Source organism: Cellulosimicrobium sp. 72-3 (genome assembly GCF_013127315.1).
Classification (GTDB): Bacteria; Actinomycetota; Actinomycetes; order Actinomycetales; family Cellulomonadaceae; genus Cellulosimicrobium; species Cellulosimicrobium funkei.
On record NZ_CP053419.1, the window covers coordinates 3200955 to 3215546 of the forward strand.

Below are 14592 nucleotides of genomic sequence, written 5' to 3' on the forward strand. Positions count from 1 at the left end.
TACGGTGTAGAACGTTGAGGACGCCGACAGCCCCGACCGAGAGGTGACCCGTGCCCGAGCCCACGACCGCCGCCACCCGTCCCGCGTCCCCCGCAGCGGCCTCCGCGCCGCCCGCGCTCCCCCCGCTGCCCGACGTCGTCGCCCAGGCCGAGCGCCTCGTCGCGCTCGGCGTCCACGACATCGCCGGCCTCACCGCGGACGCGTTCCGCGCCGCCGCGGCCGACCTCGCGGCGACCGCCCCCGCGGGCGCGCTGCTCGTCGTCGACCCGGCGCTCGCGCCGCCGTCGGCCCTCGCACCCCTGCTGCGGCTCCCGGCGAAGGACGGCGAGAAGGAGGGTTTCGTCGTCGTCGACATGACGGACGTGGACCGCTTCGCGCCGATCGAGGGGATCGTCGTCCCGCCGGGGCCGCTCTCGCTCGTGACGGGCGTCGACCGCGGCGACGACCTGGCGAGCTGGTCCCCGGACGAGGCACTGCCGGAGCTCACGGCGCGCGGTCGGACGCCGCTCCTGCTGCACGAGGGGATCCACTGGGCGCTCCAGGCGCCGGACGTCCTCGCGCGCAACCACTGCTACATGACGGTCGGCTCACGGCTGCGCAAGCCCGACGGCCGCCTCGACACCCGCACCCCCGCGCTCTGGATCTCGAACGGCACGGGACGCGACGGGCGCGAGCGCCGCGGCGCCCCGAAGGTCGGCTGGTGCTGGGCCGGTAACCGCCACACGTGGCTCGGCTTCGCCTCGGCCGCCGGCCGCCTCCCCGCCTGACCCCACCCGCTGAGTGCGGAAGGAGTCACGGCGGAGACGTCCGACCGCGGCTCCTTCCCGCACTCACGGGGCGGGCCGTCAGCCGACGAGACCCAGGATCGCGACGAGGACCACGACGACGCCGAGCACGACGACGAGCAGCGGGCGGTCGGAGGCCTCGGGCGCCACGAGCCGGCCGAGACCCGCCCCGACCGCGGCGGTGACCCCGACGACGGCGGCCGCACCCGCGACGAGCGCGCCCCCGCCGCCCACGCCCGCGTCGGCGAGCTGTCGGGCGATCCCGCCCGCGAGCAACGACCCCCAGAGCGCTCCGGCCACGAGGCCGAGCGCCGCGAACACGAGCGCGGCCCGGCGCTCCGTGGCGTCGCGCGTGATCCGGGTGCCGAGCCAGGCGACGGCGGCACCCGCCGTCGGGACGCTGAGCAGGATGAGGAGCGCCGCGAACGACAGCCACGCGGGCGGCGCGCCCGAGACGACCATGTACAGGACCTGGACGCCGAGCATCGCGGCCGCCGCGACGACGAGCCCGGCCAGAAACACCGGCACCCGCGGCGGGAGGTCCGCCGCGGGTGCCGGTTCACGGGTGCTGCGCGCCACCGTCAGTCGCTGCTCTGCAGGATCGCGAAGAGGCGCAGGAACTCGAGGTAGAGCCAGATCAGCGTGACCATGAGGCCGAACGCGGCCGACCACGCGAACTTGGCGGGGACGCCGGCCTCGACGCCACGCTTGATCGAGTCGAAGTCGACGATGAGCGACGCGGCGGCCAGGCCGACCGCGATGAGCCCGACGACGATGCCGATCGTGCCGCCGCGCATGCCCCAGCCGTCGAGGACGCCGAAGAGCACGAGGACGACGTTGACGAGCGAGAACGCGAGGTACCCGACCATCGCGATGAGCAACCAGCGCGTGAACTTCGGGGTGACGCGCACCTTGCCGGAGCGGAACAGGAACAGCGCGGCCGCGAACGTCGCGACGGTCGCGAGGACCGCCTGGAAGACGATGTCCGTGAGGTTCCCGCCGTTGCCGACGGTCATGGTGCCGAACGCGAGGCTGATGCCACCGAGGAACAGGCCCTGGGCCACGGTGTACGCGATGATCAGGGCCGGGCTCGGGTTCCGCTTGAACGCGTTGACCAGGCCGAGCACCAGGCCGGCGATCGCACCCAGCAGGTAGAGGAACGGCATCTGCGGCGTGAGGTACCACGACGCCGCCCCGACGACGACGAGCAGCGCGAGCAGGCCGCCCGTCTTCATGATCACGTCGTCGTACGTGAGGCGCTTGGTGTCCGCCGTGGTCGCCGACGGCGCGCTGTACATCGCGTCGAGCTGCGCCGCGTCCGCGGTCTGGGCGCCGTACGCACCCCACTGCGCGCCCTGCGGGGGCGTGCCGTACGCGGGGCCCTGGCCCTGTGCGGGCGGGCTCCCGTAGGCGGGTGCGGCCTGCGTGGCCGCCCCACCGCGCCGGTTCTTCGGCTCGCCGAAGACCGCGCTGTTGTTGAAGACGGGGTTGCTCATGAGCTCCTCCTGGTCGCGGCGTCCACTACCTCTCAGCGGGCCTCGTCATCGGCGTCTCGCCTCGAGTCGGGTGTCGCTGGCCTGTGTTCATCCTAGGGAACGTGCGAGTCCCGGCCACTGTTCCCGCGGGTTTTCCGCGCCTCGCGGGCGAAGTCCCGACCAGCGGACCACGCGCCGGGACGTCGTGTACGCCGCGCGGCGTACGTGCCCCGGGTCACGACGGCGGCAAGATACGTCGCAAGGTGGCTGCCCGGCGCCGAGCCCGTCCGTAGGCTCGAGACGTACCTCGCGGTGAGGGGCCCGGCCGGACCGGAGCGACCTTCCCGCGGTGCACCACGACCATCCCGGACGAACGACCCTCGGAGGGGCGAAGTCATGATCGAAGCACGCGGCCTGACCAAGAGGTACGGGCCCAAGACCGCGGTGGACGGCATCTCGTTCACCGTGCGTCCCGGGACCGTGACCGGCTTCCTGGGCCCCAACGGCGCGGGCAAGTCCACGACCATGCGCATGATCATGGGCCTGGACCGCCCCACCGCCGGGACCGTCACCGTCAACGGGCGCCCCTACGCCCAGCACCGCTCACCGCTGACCGAGGTCGGCGCGCTGCTGGACGCCAAGGCCGTGCACACCGGCCGCTCGGCCTACAACCACCTGCTCGCGATGGCCGCCACGCACGGCATCCCGACCCAGCGCGTGGACGAGGTCATCGAGATGACCGGCCTGCAGCCGGTCGCCAAGAAGCGGGTGGGCGGCTTCTCCCTCGGCATGGGCCAGCGCCTGGGCATCGCGTCAGCGCTGCTGGGCGACCCCAAGACCCTCATCCTGGACGAGCCCGTCAACGGCCTGGACCCCGAGGGCGTGCTGTGGGTGCGCAACCTCGCGCGCTACCTCGCCTCCGAGGGCCGCACCGTCTTCCTGTCGAGCCACCTCATGAGCGAGGTCGCCCTCACCGCCGACCACATCATCGTCATCGGCAAGGGCCGCATCATCGCGGACGCCCCGGTGAGCGACATCGTCAACGGCTCGCAGCAACGCACGGTGCGCGTGCGGACCCCGCACGCCACGCAGCTCGCCGAGCTCCTCACGAGCGACGGCGCGACCGTCACGAGCGACGAGCCGAGCCTGCTCGTCGTCACGGGCGCGGACGCCCCCGGGATCGGCGAGCTCGCCGCGGCCAAGGGGTTCGTGCTGCACGAGCTCACGCCGGTCACGTCCACGCTCGAGGACGCCTACATGGCCCTCACGGCGGACGCGGTCGAGTACCAGACCGACTCCGCGCAGAACCACATCGGCCACGGTGCCGCGGGCGCGACCGCGGGCGCACCGGCCCCCACCGACTCCCTCGAAGGAGCGCAGCGATGAGCGCCACGACCCTCGCCACCGGCGCCGGCCCGACGGCGTCCCGCACCTCCCCCTACCGGCTCTCGTTCGGCCACGTGCTGCGCTCGGAGTGGATCAAGTTCCGCACCCTGCGCTCCACCTGGTGGACGCTCGGCATCACCGTCGTCGTCATGGTGGGCTTCTCGCTCATGTTCGCGGCCGTCATGTCCTCCATGCAGTCCGCGGGCGCCACGCCCGAGGAGGCCGGCATGGGGTCCGCCGACGGGGTGGGCATCACCGTGATCACCGTCGGCTACACGTTCGCGCAGCTGGCCGTGGCCGTGCTCGGGGCGCTCACCGTGACGGGCGAGTACTCGACCGGCATGATCCGCTCCACGCTCTCCGCCGTGCCGAGCCGTCTCCCCGCGCTCGCGGCGAAGATGATCGTCGTCGGCGTGGTGACCGCGGTGACGACCGTCGTGGCCGTCGGGCTGTCGTGGCTCGTGACGTACCCGATCCTGTCGGGCAAGGACATGACCGTCGACTTCTCGTCCGCGGACGACCAGCGCGCGCTGATCGGCGTCGTGCTCTACCTCACGACCGTCGCGCTCTTCTCCGTCGCGGTCGGCGTGCTGCTCCGCAGCTCCGCGGGGGCGATCTTCACGCTCGTCGCCGTGTTCTTCGTCCTGTCGATGGTCCTCGGGATCGTCATGGGCGTGACCGGTGCCGACTGGGTCCAGACGCTCTACAACTCCCTGCCCGCGTCCGCCGGCGAGCAGATCGTGCTCGGCGGCAACATGTCGGGCAGCGACACGATCGCGCCGTGGCCCGGCTACGCCGTGCTCCTCGGCTGGACCGCCGCGCTGGTCGCCGCGGCCGCGGTCGTCCTCAAGCGCCGGGACGCGTGACCACCCGGCCCACCACCCCGCCGACGCCGGACGAGCAGACCGCTCGTCCGGCGTCGGCCGTGGCGCGCCCGGAGCAGGCGGAGACCGCCGCCCCGGGCGACCCGGGCTCGTCGACCCACCCCCTGCGCCCCGCGCCCGCTCCCTTCACCGAGCTCGACGCGCGCCGGCTCGGCCCCGTCCGCCGGTACTTCGCGCGGCACCCGGTCGTCATGGACTGGGTCGTCGTGGCCGTCTTCGTCGTGCCCGGCGTGCTGTACGCGCTCACCGCGTCGCAGCCCCGCGGGACGACGGCCTTGTCGCTCGTGTTCTTCCTCGTCGGCGGCGTGCTCCTGTACTGGCGCCGCCGTCGGCCGGTCACGGTCGCGCTCGCGCTCACCGTGGTCGGGGTCGTCGCCATCGGCGTCACCGGCGACACGGCCGGGTTCGAGGTCGCGGCCATGTTCGCCGTCTACGCCGTCGCGGCGTCGCGGCCCTCGCGCATCGCGTGGCCGGTGCTCGCGATCACCGTCCTCGCGCTCTCCGGCGCGACCCTGCTCTGGTACGACGTCGTCACCACCCCGGAGGGCGAGGTCCTGCGCCAGAGCGTCGAGCCCGGCCGCGCGACCGTCGACCGCATCGTCGGCATGCTCGTGACCACCATCCTCTGCCTCGTCGCGCTCGCGATCGGCACGAACGTGCGCGCGCGCCGCCAGCACGTGTCCGACCTCGTCGAGCGCGCCAACTCCATCGCGCGCGACCGCGACCAGCAGGCGCAGCTCGCCGCCGCCGCCGAGCGCACGCGCATCGCGCGCGAGATGCACGACGTCGTCGCGCACTCCCTCACCGTGATGGTCGCCCTCGCGGACGGCGCCAAGGCGTCGGGCGCCAAGAACCCCGAGCTCGCGGGCCACGCGCTCGACGAGCTCACCGCGACCGGCCGCGCCGCGCTCGCCGACATGCGGCGCGTCCTCGGCGTGCTGCGCGAGCCGGGCGGCGAGCAGACCGTGCCCCTCGCGCCCGCGCACGAGACGCCCGAGCTGGAGGAGATCGTCGAGCGGTTCCGCACCGCCGGGCTGCCCGTCCGGCTCGTGCGCTCCGGCCCGCAGCCGACGCCCGGCCCCGCCCTGCGCCAGACCGCGCACCGCATCGTCCAGGAGGCCCTGACGAACGTGCTGCGCTACGCGCCCCTGTCCCCCGTGGTCCTCGTCGAGGTGTCGCGCCGCGCCGAGCCCGGCGCCGACTGGCTGGAGCTGCGCGTCGTCAACCAGGCGGGCCGTCGTCCCGGGGAGGGCGCGAGCGCCGACGAGCGCGGGCTCCCGCCGTCCGTCGCGGAGCAGCACCCGCCCGGCGTCCCCGTCGGCACCGGGCGCGGGATCATCGGGATGCGGGAGAGGGCCGCGGTCTACGGCGGTACCGTGTCCGCGGGGCCGAGCGGGACGGGCTGGGAGGTGCGGGCGAGCCTGCGCCTCGACCTCGACCCCGGCCGCCAGGCCGGCGCACGCGACGACGGACGGGAACGCACATGACGGGAACGGGGGCACCGATCCGGGTGCTGCTCGTCGACGACCAGGCCCTGCTGCGCATGGGCTTCCGCATGATCCTCGCCGCCGAGGACGACATCGAGGTCGTCGGCGAGGCCGGGGACGGCGAGACGGGCGTCGCGCAGGCCTCCGCGCTCGCGCCGGACGTCGTGCTCATGGACGTGCGCATGCCCGGCACGAACGGCATCGAGGCGACGGAGCGGATCGTCGCCGCCCAGCCCGGGTCGCGCGTCATCATCCTCACGACGTTCGACCTCGACGAGTACGCGTTCGCCGCCCTGCGCGCCGGGGCGAGCGGCTTCCTCCTCAAGGACGCCAAGCCCGGCGAGCTCGTCGGGGCGATCCGCGCCGTCGCGAGCGGCGACGCCGCCGTCTCCCCGCGCATCACGCGCCGCATGCTCGAGATGTTCTCCGGCCAGCTCCCGCAGGACGGCGCCGCCGCCCCGGCCCAGGCGCCGACCGGCCGGGACGACCCGCGCCTCGCCGACCTCACCGCGCGCGAGCTCGAGGTCTTCGAGGCCCTCGGTGAAGGGCTGACGAACGCCGAGATCGCCGAGCGCTTCGTGCTCTCGGAGGCGACGGTCAAGACCCATGTCGGGCGCGTCCTCGGCAAGCTCGGCCTGCGCGACCGCGTCCAGGCCGTCGTGCTCGCCTACGAGACGGGCGTCGCCCGCCCCTCCTGACTCTCCCGACCTCCGGCGCCGAGCAGGTGGTTCCGGCGCGTCCTGGACATCTGACGCGCCAGAACCACCTGCTCGGCCCGCGGGGATCGCCTGGTCGGCGGTCCCTACGGGTCCGGGGGTCCGGGGGGTCCCGGGGGGCCGGGGATGGTCGGGCGGTTCAGGCGTTCGCCGTCGTCTCCTCGGCGGCGGCGGCCTTGTCGGCCTCGGCCTGGGCCGCGGCCTCTTCCTTGGCCGCCTTCCTCGCCGCGCGCTTCTCGCCGCGGCGCTCGGCGAGCGTGTAGAGCACCGGCACGACGACGAGCGTGAGCAGCGTCGAGCTCAGCAGGCCGCCGATGACGACGAGCGCGAGCGGCTGGGAGATGAACGCGCCGCCGCCCGTGATCCCGATGGCCATGGGCGTGAGCGCGAAGATCGTCGCGGCGGCGGTCATGACGATGGGGCGCAGGCGCTTGCGCGACCCCTCCATGACGGCGTCGTCGAGCGCCCGCCCGCGCTCGCGGTACTGGTTGATGAGGTCGATGAGCACGATCGCGTTCGACACCACGATGCCGACGAGCATGAGCAGGCCGATGAGGGCCGGCACGCCCAGCGGCGTCCCCGTGGCGAGCAGCAGGAGCAGCGCGCCCGTCGCGGCGAACGGGATCGACACGAGCAGGATGAACGGCTGCAGGAGGCTGCGGAACGTCGCGACCATGACGAGGTAGACGATGAGGATCGCGACGAGCAGCGCGAGGCCGAGGTCGGCGAAGGCGTCGGCCTGGTCGGCGGCCACGCCCCCGACCTCGACCGTCGCGCCGCCCTCGAGCTCGAGGCCGTCGATCGCGGTCGTCAGCTCGGCGGTCAGCGCGCCGAGGTCCTGCCCCGCGGGGGTGACGGCGATCGTCGCGCTGCGCTCGCCGTCGACGCGCGTGATCGAGGTGGGGACCTCGACCTCCGCGACCTCGGCGACCTGCGTGAGCGGCACGGGGCCCGCGGCGGTGGGCAGCACGACCTGCTCGAGCTCGGCGACCGTCGCCGGCGCCTCGCCCGCGACCACCCGCACCTGCACCGGGCCGTCGCCGAGGTTCACCGTGCCGACCGGGGCCGGGGACATGACCCCCGCGACCGTCCCGGCCACCTGCGTCTCCGTGAGCCCGACGGCGGCCGCCGCCTCGCGGTCGACGGTCACCTGGACGGTGGCCTGGGCGGCGGCGAGGTTGTTCGTCACCTGCGCGGCGCCGTCGGTCCCCTCCGCGAGCTCCTGCACCTCGGCGGCCGCCGCGGCGAGGGTGTCGGTGTCGGGCGCGCGGACCACGAGGTCGACCGTGGAGCTGCCGAACGCGGCGTCGGCACCCGCGACCTCGATGCCCTCGCTCGCGTCGCCGCCCAGCCCGGAGACGGCGTCGCGCACGTCCTCCTGGGCCGCCACGGCGTCGGCGTCCGCGTCGAGCGTGACGGCGAACGTCGCCGTCGGCGACCCGCCGCCGCCGAAGAACGCGGCCTCCGGGCCACCCGCGGTGCCGACGGTCGTCTGGACCGTGGCGACGCCGTCGACGTCGAGGAGCGCCTGCTCGACGTCGCGCGCGGCGGCGTCCTGCGCGTCGAGCGACGTGCCCGGCGCGAACGACTCGGTGACGGTGAGCGTGTCCTGGCCGGTGTCGCCGAGGAAGTTGGTCTCGAGCCGCGGCACGAGCGCGAGCGTCCCGGCGAGGATCGCGACCGACACGCCCAGCGTGATCGCGGGGTGGCGCAGGGCCGCCCGCAGCGTCGGGAGATACGCGCGCTGCCACAGCCCGCGACGCTCCTTGGCCTCCGCGGCGGCGCGGGCGCGCTCGCCCGCGAGGCGCGCGGCCTCCGGGTCGGCCGGGACGGGCGGCGACGTGATGAACCAGTACGCGAGGACCGGGACGATCGTCAGCGCGACGAAGAGCGAGGCCAGCATCGCGATGGCGACGGTGAGCGCGAACGGCCGGAAGAGCTCGCCGACCATGCCGCCCACGAGCGCGATCGGCAGGAACACGGCGACGGTCGCGACGGTCGAGGCGGTGACCGCGCCCGCGACCTCCTTGACCGCACCGATGATGGCGCCGACCTTCTCCTCGCCGTACGACAGGTGCCGCTTGATGTTCTCGATGACGACGATCGAGTCGTCGACCACGCGGCCGATCGCGACCGTCATCGCCCCGAGCGTGAGGATGTTGAGCGTGTAGCCCGTGGCGTTCATGACGATGAACGTCACGAGCAGCGACAGCGGGATCGACACGGCGGAGACGAGCGTCGAGCGCAGCGACGCGAGGAACAGCAGGATCACGACGACCGCGAAGAGGAGCCCGAGCAGGCCCTCGGTCGCGAGGCCCTCGATGGACTCCTCGATGAACGGGGCCTGGTCGAACACGACCTCGACGCGCACGTCCTGGGCGTCGAGCACGCCGGAGAGGTCGTCGACCGCGTCCTGGACCGCGTGCGACACCTCGACCGTGTTGCCGGCGGGCGTCTTGGTGATGGCGACGGCGAGCGCGGGCTCGCCGTCGAGCCGGGAGAACGACGTCGCGGGCTCGGGGCCCGCGGTGACGGTCGCGACGTCGCCGAGCGCGACGGGCGGGGTGCCGGGCGCCGCGGTCGGGGACACGAGGGGCAGCGCGGCGAGCTCGTCGACGGTCGTGACGGCCGTGCCGACCTGCACGCTGAGGGTGCGGTCGCCCTCCGCGACGGTGCCCGCGGGCACCACGACACCGTTGTCCTGGAGGATCGTGGAGACCTGCTGCGGGCTGAGCCCGGCGGCGGCGAGCGCGGCGGGGTCGAGGGCGATCGTCACCTGCTGGTCGGCGACGCCGCTCACCGCGACGCTGCGGACCCCCTCGACGTCCTCGAGCGCGGGGACGAGGCTCGACGTCACGGTGTCCGCGAGCGCCGCCTCGTCCGCGCCGCCCGACACGGCGAGCTGGATGACCGGGAGGTCGTCCACGGAGCCGGTCACGACCTGCGGCTCGACGTCCTCCGGGAGCTGGGACTGCAGCCGCGTGACGGCCGTCTGGAGCTGCGAGGACGCGGCGTCCATGTCCGTGCCGTACGCGAACTGGACGGTCGTCACCGAGAGGCCGGTCGACGACGTCGACGTGACGTCCTCGACCCCCTTGACCCCGCGCGCGGCCGTCTCGACGGGGACGGTGACCTGCTGCTCGACGATCGCCGGGGCCGAGCCCGGGTACGCGCCGACGACGGCGGCCGTGGGGATCTGCAGGCTCGGGATGAGCTCCTGCTTGAGCGATCCCATGCTGAGGACGCCGAAGATCGCGATCGCGACGGTGGCGAGCGCGACGAGCGCGCGGTTGGCCAGCGACAGCCGGGCGAGACGGGACACGGAGCCTCCAGGGGTTCCAGGTCGGGCGGGAGACGACGTCGGCGTCGCGATTTCGTTAGCGTAACGCGAAGCATCTCGGGATGGTTCCCGCGCCCACCGATAGAGTCTGCGCCGTGACCCACCCCGCCGACGACGAGCGCGCGGCGCTCGCCCGGCGCCTCGAGGACGCCCAGCGCCGGCTCGCCGACCTGCTGCTCGCGCAGCGCCTCGAGCCGCTGCTCCGCACGACCCTGACGGTGCCCCAGCTCCGCGCGCTCGCCGTGCTGCAGCTCGACGGGGAGACGAGCTCGCACCGACTCGCGGACGTGCTCGGCATCTCCCCCGCGACGCTCTCGGGGATCGTGGACCGGCTCGAGGCGGCGGGCATGGCGTCGCGCCGCCCCGACCCGCAGGACGGTCGCGTGCGCCTCGTCGCCGCCACCCCGCGCGGCGCCGCGGCGGTGCGCCGGCTCGTCGCGCAGGAGGACGAGCCCCTCACGGACCTCCTCGACCGGCTCGACGTCGCCGACCTGCGCGCGCTGACGGCCGGGATCGAGGCCCTCACGCGGGCCGCGGAGTCGGCCGCCGCCGACCCCGACCCGGCGGCCAGCGCGCTCTCGGGCACCTCGGGCGACGGCTCGGCCGACGCCGCGACCGACCCGGAGGACTGAGGGTCCTGGGCCGCGCGGCCCAGGACCCTCTCCCCCGCCGGCGCCGCGGCGGCTCAGACCTCGCCGAGCGCCTCCTCGGGCGTCCCCTCGACGGTCCGGGCCGTGCGGTTCCACCGGGACCACAGGACGCGCTCGCCGAGCTCGCCCGCCATCCGGTGCCCGTACGCCACGAACACGACGACGCCGAGCACGAGGATCCCCGCCCCGAGCCAGAACGGCGCGGTCGCGGACACCGGGTGCAGGAGGCCCGCGATGACCGGGGCGGGGGCGGCGAAGCCCCAGCGCACCAGGTTGAACGCGCCGGTGGTCACGCGGCGGTCCGGGTCGCCGAGCGCGAGCGAGAGGTCCGTGAGGTTGGCGTTCGCGATGCCCATGAACACGCCGGCACCGACGAGCACGACGACGGACCAGGCGGTCCCGAGGTCGAGCGCGAGGAGCACGAGCGCGACGAGGACGCCCACGACGGCCACGCCCAGCGTCTGGACGGCGCCGACGCGGTGCGCGAGCCGGTGCCCGACGACGAGGATCCCGACCGCGAGCCCCACGCCCCACGCGGTGAAGACGAGACCGAGCGGCACGACGTCGAGCCCGAGGAACACGGGGGTGTACCCGAGCACGACGAAGAAGCAGAAGTTGTACGCGGCGGTGACCGCGGCGAGCGCGAGGAAGCCGGGCTTGCGGAACAGGCGGAAGACCTGGCCGACGCGCAGCGGCGCGGGCTTCTCGGCGGGGTCCTTGAGGCGCGTCACGGACACGAGCAGCGCCACGAGCATGAAGACGCCGCACACGAAGAACGGCACGCGCCACGAGATGCCGCCGAGCAGCCCGCCGAGGAGCGGCCCGACGGCGAAGCCGAGGCCGACGCACGTCTCGAAGAGCTCGACGACCCACTCGCGGTCGTTCGCCAGAGAGACCAGGAGGACCATCGCCGTCGCGAAGAACATCGCGTTGCCGAGGCCCCACAGGCCGCGGAGCGCGGCGAGCTGGCCGATGCTCGTGCTCAGCGCCGCGAGCACGGCCGCGACGGCCACCAGGCTGACGCCCGTGGCGAGGATCTTCTTGTAGCCGAAGCGCCCGGTCGCCATGACGGCGGGAATCATGCCGAGCGCCATCACGGCGATGTAGGCGGTGAAGAGGAGCTCGATCTGCCAGGTCGACGCCCCGATCTCCTCGCCGATCACGGGGAGGATCGGGTCGACGACGGCGATGCCGGCGATCGCGAAGAACGCGGTGAGGGCGGTCGCGTAGATGGCGGTGCGGTTCGGTTCGTTGCGTGTGGAGGCCACTCGGTCGCACTTCCTGGTGAGGGAGGCCGCCGCACGAGGGGCGGCGGCGGGAGAAGTACCTGTATCTAGCAGGTAACTATCTGTAGAATACACCCATGACGGTTGCCGAGGGAAACGATCAGCCGCATGCCGAGGCGCGCGGGGACGCGACCGCCCAGGACGTGCTGGGCACGATCGAGCTCGAGGTCGCCCAGCTCCTGCGCCGCGCGGAGCGCACGCGCGCCTCCGGGAGCCCCGGGACGTCGCGCCGGGGCGGCACGCTCGACCGGTCCGGCTACCTGCTGCTCCACACGCTCGGCACCCACGGCCCGCTGCACGTCAACGCGCTCGCCGAGCGCCTCGGCCTCGATGCCTCCACCGTCACCCGCCAGGTGGTCGTGCTCGAGCGGGCCGGGCACGTGCGCCGGGCCCGGGACCCGCACGACGGCCGGGCCGTCGTCGTCGAGCCCACGGGCGCGGGGCTCGACGAGCTCGCCGCCCACCGCGCGGCGCGCACCGCGCTCTACGCGGACGTGCTCGGGGACTGGTCGCGCCTCGACCGGGCCCTCCTCGCCGAGCTCCTCGGCCGGCTCAACGACGACCTCGACGCCTACCGCCGACGCCGCGCCGACGCCTGACCCGCCGGGCGCCTCGCCGTCAGGCTCCGGGGAGGGCCCACCGCAGCAGCCGCGTGACCGCCTCGCCCGCGGGGTGAGCCCACCGTTGAGGCAGCCCCCGCACGCGCGGCATGCCCGCGCGCGCCCAGTCCGGCAGCGACGCGCGTGCGGCCACCGCGAGCCCCGCGTACACCCGACGCACGGCCCACGGCAGCGGCGGCTCGACGAGGAGGAACCGCGCGGCGTCGAGCGCCGCCGGGGTGAGGCCGAGCACCGGACGGTACCCGGCGACGGCGTCGTCCAGCTCGCGCACCGTGACCGGCACGTCCTCGACGCCCAGGGCGCGGCCGACCACCGCCGCCTGCGCGACGTACTCGTCGCACCCGGCGGCGCCGAGCGGGCGGTGCCCGAACTCCTGGTGCGCCACGAGGAAGCTCTGCGTCTCGGCGACGTGGACCCAGCGCAGCAGGTCCGGGTCGCTCGCGCGGTAGGGGCGGCCGTCGGGCGCGACGCCGCGGACCCGCTCGTGGACCGCCCGGACCGCCGCCACGGCGCCGGCGGCGTCGTCGGCCGTGCCGAAGGTCGTCGTGGCGATGAAGGTCGAGGTCCGCTGGAGGCGCCCCCAGGGGTCGCCCCGGTAGCCCGAGTGCGCCGCGACCCCGGCCATCGCGAGCGGGTGCAGGCTCTGCAGGAGCAGCGCACGCAGCCCGCCGACGAACATCGACGCGTCGCCGTGCACGCGCTGGACCGCGGACCCCGGCGGGAACCAGCGCGGGCCGGGCGTCTCGTGGATGCGTGCCCGCGTCGCCGTGGCGTCCGGGCCCGCGACCCGCAGGAAGATGGCGCGCTCCGCCGCGCCGCGCACCCGCTCCGCCACCTGCGTCATGCGCTCGATGCTCGCACCTTGCGCACGCCCCCGCTCCCCGCGCGGGCCGTCCGACAGATGCCAACATCCCGCTGCAAAGAAACTCTTGCAAAGAGTCGTTTGCATCGCTATGGTCGTCGTATGCCCACCGACAGCGCACCGGCACCCGTCCCGGCCGAACGCCACCCCGCGCTCGGCCCCGCGCAGCTCAAGGCGCTCGCGCACCCGTTGCGGGTGCAGATCCTCGACCTGCTCTCGACGCACGGCGCGCTCACCGCGAGCCGCCTCGCCGACCTCGTGGGCGAGTCCAGCGGGTCGACGAGCTACCACCTGCGCCAGCTCGCGCGGCACGGCTTCGTCCGGGAGGTCGCGGGCCGCGGGACGGCGCGCGAGCGCTGGTGGGAGCGCCCGCCGGGCGGGTTCACGGTCGACGTCCCGCACGACGAGGAGGACGCCGCCGCCACGCTCGCGGGCGCGATGGTGAGCCGCGAGTTCGAGTCCGCGCGGGCGCGCAAGATCCAGGCGTTCCTCGAGCGCTCCCCCGAGCTGCCGACGCGGTGGCTCGACGGCAGCCGTCTGACGACGGCGAGCATGTGGCTCACCGCCGACCAGATGCTCGAGGTCGCGGAGGCGTGGGACGCGTTCGACGCGACGCTCCAGCGGTTCCAGGGCCAGGAGCAGACGCCCGGCGCACGGCCCGTGCAGATCCACTTCAACGTCTTCCCGACGATCGACGGCAAGGAGAACCCCTCATGAGCGCGTACTCCCCCACCCTGCCCCGCACGGTCGAGCCCCGTGGCACGGACCGTCTGCTCGTCCTCGTGGGCTCCGCCCTGGCCGACCTCGGCCGCCGCCGCGCGGCGGCCCGGTCCCGGGTGTCGACCACCCCGCGCGCCGCGGAGGCCGTCGTCCGCCCGGACGGTGCGTCGCTGCGCACGACCGAGGACCGCACGCGCGACCGGGCCGCGCTGTCCCGTGCGTCCCTTCTGCCCTGATCAGGGGAATATTCCACCCTCCATGGGGACTGCTCCCCATGCCCTGAGCGACCCTGCCTCGGTTACCCTCGTCGGGGCGTTCTGCGGGCAGTCTGCGGGCACCGGAGCACCCGTTCCCCTCGTCACCGCCGCTCGGCGGGACCCG

General features: G+C 74.5%; 14 protein-coding genes. 9 read left to right on the forward strand and 5 right to left on the reverse strand.

Going from position 1 to position 14592, the window contains the following annotated elements; all coding sequences use genetic code 11:
* The first annotated feature begins 50 nt into the window (after positions 1-50).
* Positions 51-767 carry a DUF5701 family protein gene (locus HKK73_RS14355; RefSeq protein ID WP_253705655.1) on the forward strand — a complete coding sequence of 239 codons (717 nt, stop codon included), beginning with the start codon at positions 51-53 and terminating at the stop codon, positions 765-767.
* Between the two features lie 78 nt (positions 768-845).
* On the opposite strand, the gene HKK73_RS14360 is transcribed toward HKK73_RS14355, so the two are convergent.
* Together HKK73_RS14360 and HKK73_RS14365 are read right to left on the reverse strand one after the other, a co-directional pair.
* Entirely contained in the window at positions 846-1364 is a 519-nt protein-coding gene (locus HKK73_RS14360; RefSeq protein ID WP_171468256.1) for a hypothetical protein, read from the reverse strand.
* 2 nt (positions 1365-1366) lie between these two features.
* Positions 1367-2281 (reverse strand): Bax inhibitor-1/YccA family protein, encoded by a 915-nt coding sequence (locus HKK73_RS14365; RefSeq protein ID WP_021482325.1) that lies wholly within the window; start codon positions 2279-2281, stop codon positions 1367-1369.
* 375 nt (positions 2282-2656) lie between these two features.
* Here HKK73_RS14365 and HKK73_RS14370 point away from each other — a divergent pair, with 375 nt between their 5' ends.
* From HKK73_RS14370 to HKK73_RS14385, 4 genes are read left to right on the forward strand one after another with little or no spacing between them, the layout of a single operon-like run.
* Positions 2657-3646 (forward strand): ABC transporter ATP-binding protein, encoded by a 990-nt coding sequence (locus tag HKK73_RS14370; RefSeq protein WP_171468257.1) that lies wholly within the window; start codon positions 2657-2659, stop codon positions 3644-3646.
* Positions 3643-4512: an ABC transporter permease subunit gene (locus tag HKK73_RS14375; protein WP_021482323.1), complete on the forward strand. Its 870-nt coding sequence runs from the start codon at positions 3643-3645 to the stop codon at positions 4510-4512. The genes HKK73_RS14370 and HKK73_RS14375 overlap by 4 nt, the downstream gene beginning before the upstream one ends.
* The gene (locus tag HKK73_RS14380; RefSeq protein ID WP_171468258.1) at positions 4509-6017 is read left to right on the forward strand and encodes a sensor histidine kinase; all 1509 of its coding nucleotides are present in this window, start codon (positions 4509-4511) and stop codon (positions 6015-6017) included. Before HKK73_RS14375 ends, HKK73_RS14380 begins: the two co-directional genes overlap by 4 nt.
* On the forward strand, positions 6014-6715 hold the full coding sequence (locus HKK73_RS14385) for a response regulator transcription factor (protein ID WP_021483142.1): 702 nt from the start codon (positions 6014-6016) through the stop codon (positions 6713-6715). The genes HKK73_RS14380 and HKK73_RS14385 overlap by 4 nt, the downstream gene beginning before the upstream one ends.
* Positions 6716-6872: 157 nt before the next feature.
* Here the strand turns inward: HKK73_RS14385 and HKK73_RS14390 are convergent, their stop codons facing one another.
* Positions 6873-10055 (reverse strand): efflux RND transporter permease subunit, encoded by a 3183-nt coding sequence (locus tag HKK73_RS14390; RefSeq protein ID WP_171468259.1) that lies wholly within the window; start codon positions 10053-10055, stop codon positions 6873-6875.
* A 113-nt stretch (positions 10056-10168) separates the two neighbouring features.
* Between HKK73_RS14390 and HKK73_RS14395 the strand changes: the two genes are divergently transcribed.
* Positions 10169-10705, forward strand: coding sequence for a MarR family winged helix-turn-helix transcriptional regulator (locus HKK73_RS14395; RefSeq protein WP_171468260.1), 537 nt, complete (start codon positions 10169-10171; stop codon positions 10703-10705).
* Positions 10706-10758: 53 nt separating this feature from the next.
* Here HKK73_RS14395 and HKK73_RS14400 read toward each other — a convergent pair whose 3' ends face one another.
* Positions 10759-11991, reverse strand: coding sequence for an MFS transporter (locus HKK73_RS14400; RefSeq protein WP_051028020.1), 1233 nt, complete (start codon positions 11989-11991; stop codon positions 10759-10761).
* A 95-nt stretch (positions 11992-12086) separates the two neighbouring features.
* Between HKK73_RS14400 and HKK73_RS14405 the strand changes: the two genes are divergently transcribed.
* The gene (locus HKK73_RS14405; RefSeq protein WP_171468261.1) at positions 12087-12608 is read left to right on the forward strand and encodes a MarR family winged helix-turn-helix transcriptional regulator; all 522 of its coding nucleotides are present in this window, start codon (positions 12087-12089) and stop codon (positions 12606-12608) included.
* A 19-nt stretch (positions 12609-12627) separates the two neighbouring features.
* On the opposite strand, the gene HKK73_RS14410 is transcribed toward HKK73_RS14405, so the two are convergent.
* Complete coding sequence (locus HKK73_RS14410) at positions 12628-13473, reverse strand: oxygenase MpaB family protein (RefSeq protein ID WP_061269419.1); 846 nt, start codon at positions 13471-13473, stop codon at positions 12628-12630.
* A 120-nt stretch (positions 13474-13593) separates the two neighbouring features.
* Here HKK73_RS14410 and HKK73_RS14415 point away from each other — a divergent pair, with 120 nt between their 5' ends.
* Positions 13594-14208, forward strand: coding sequence for a transcriptional regulator (locus HKK73_RS14415; protein WP_061269418.1), 615 nt, complete (start codon positions 13594-13596; stop codon positions 14206-14208).
* Positions 14205-14447, forward strand: a complete 243-nt coding sequence (locus HKK73_RS14420; protein ID WP_171468262.1) for a hypothetical protein — start codon at positions 14205-14207, stop codon at positions 14445-14447. Before HKK73_RS14415 ends, HKK73_RS14420 begins: the two co-directional genes overlap by 4 nt.
* Positions 14448-14592 lie beyond the last annotated feature (145 nt).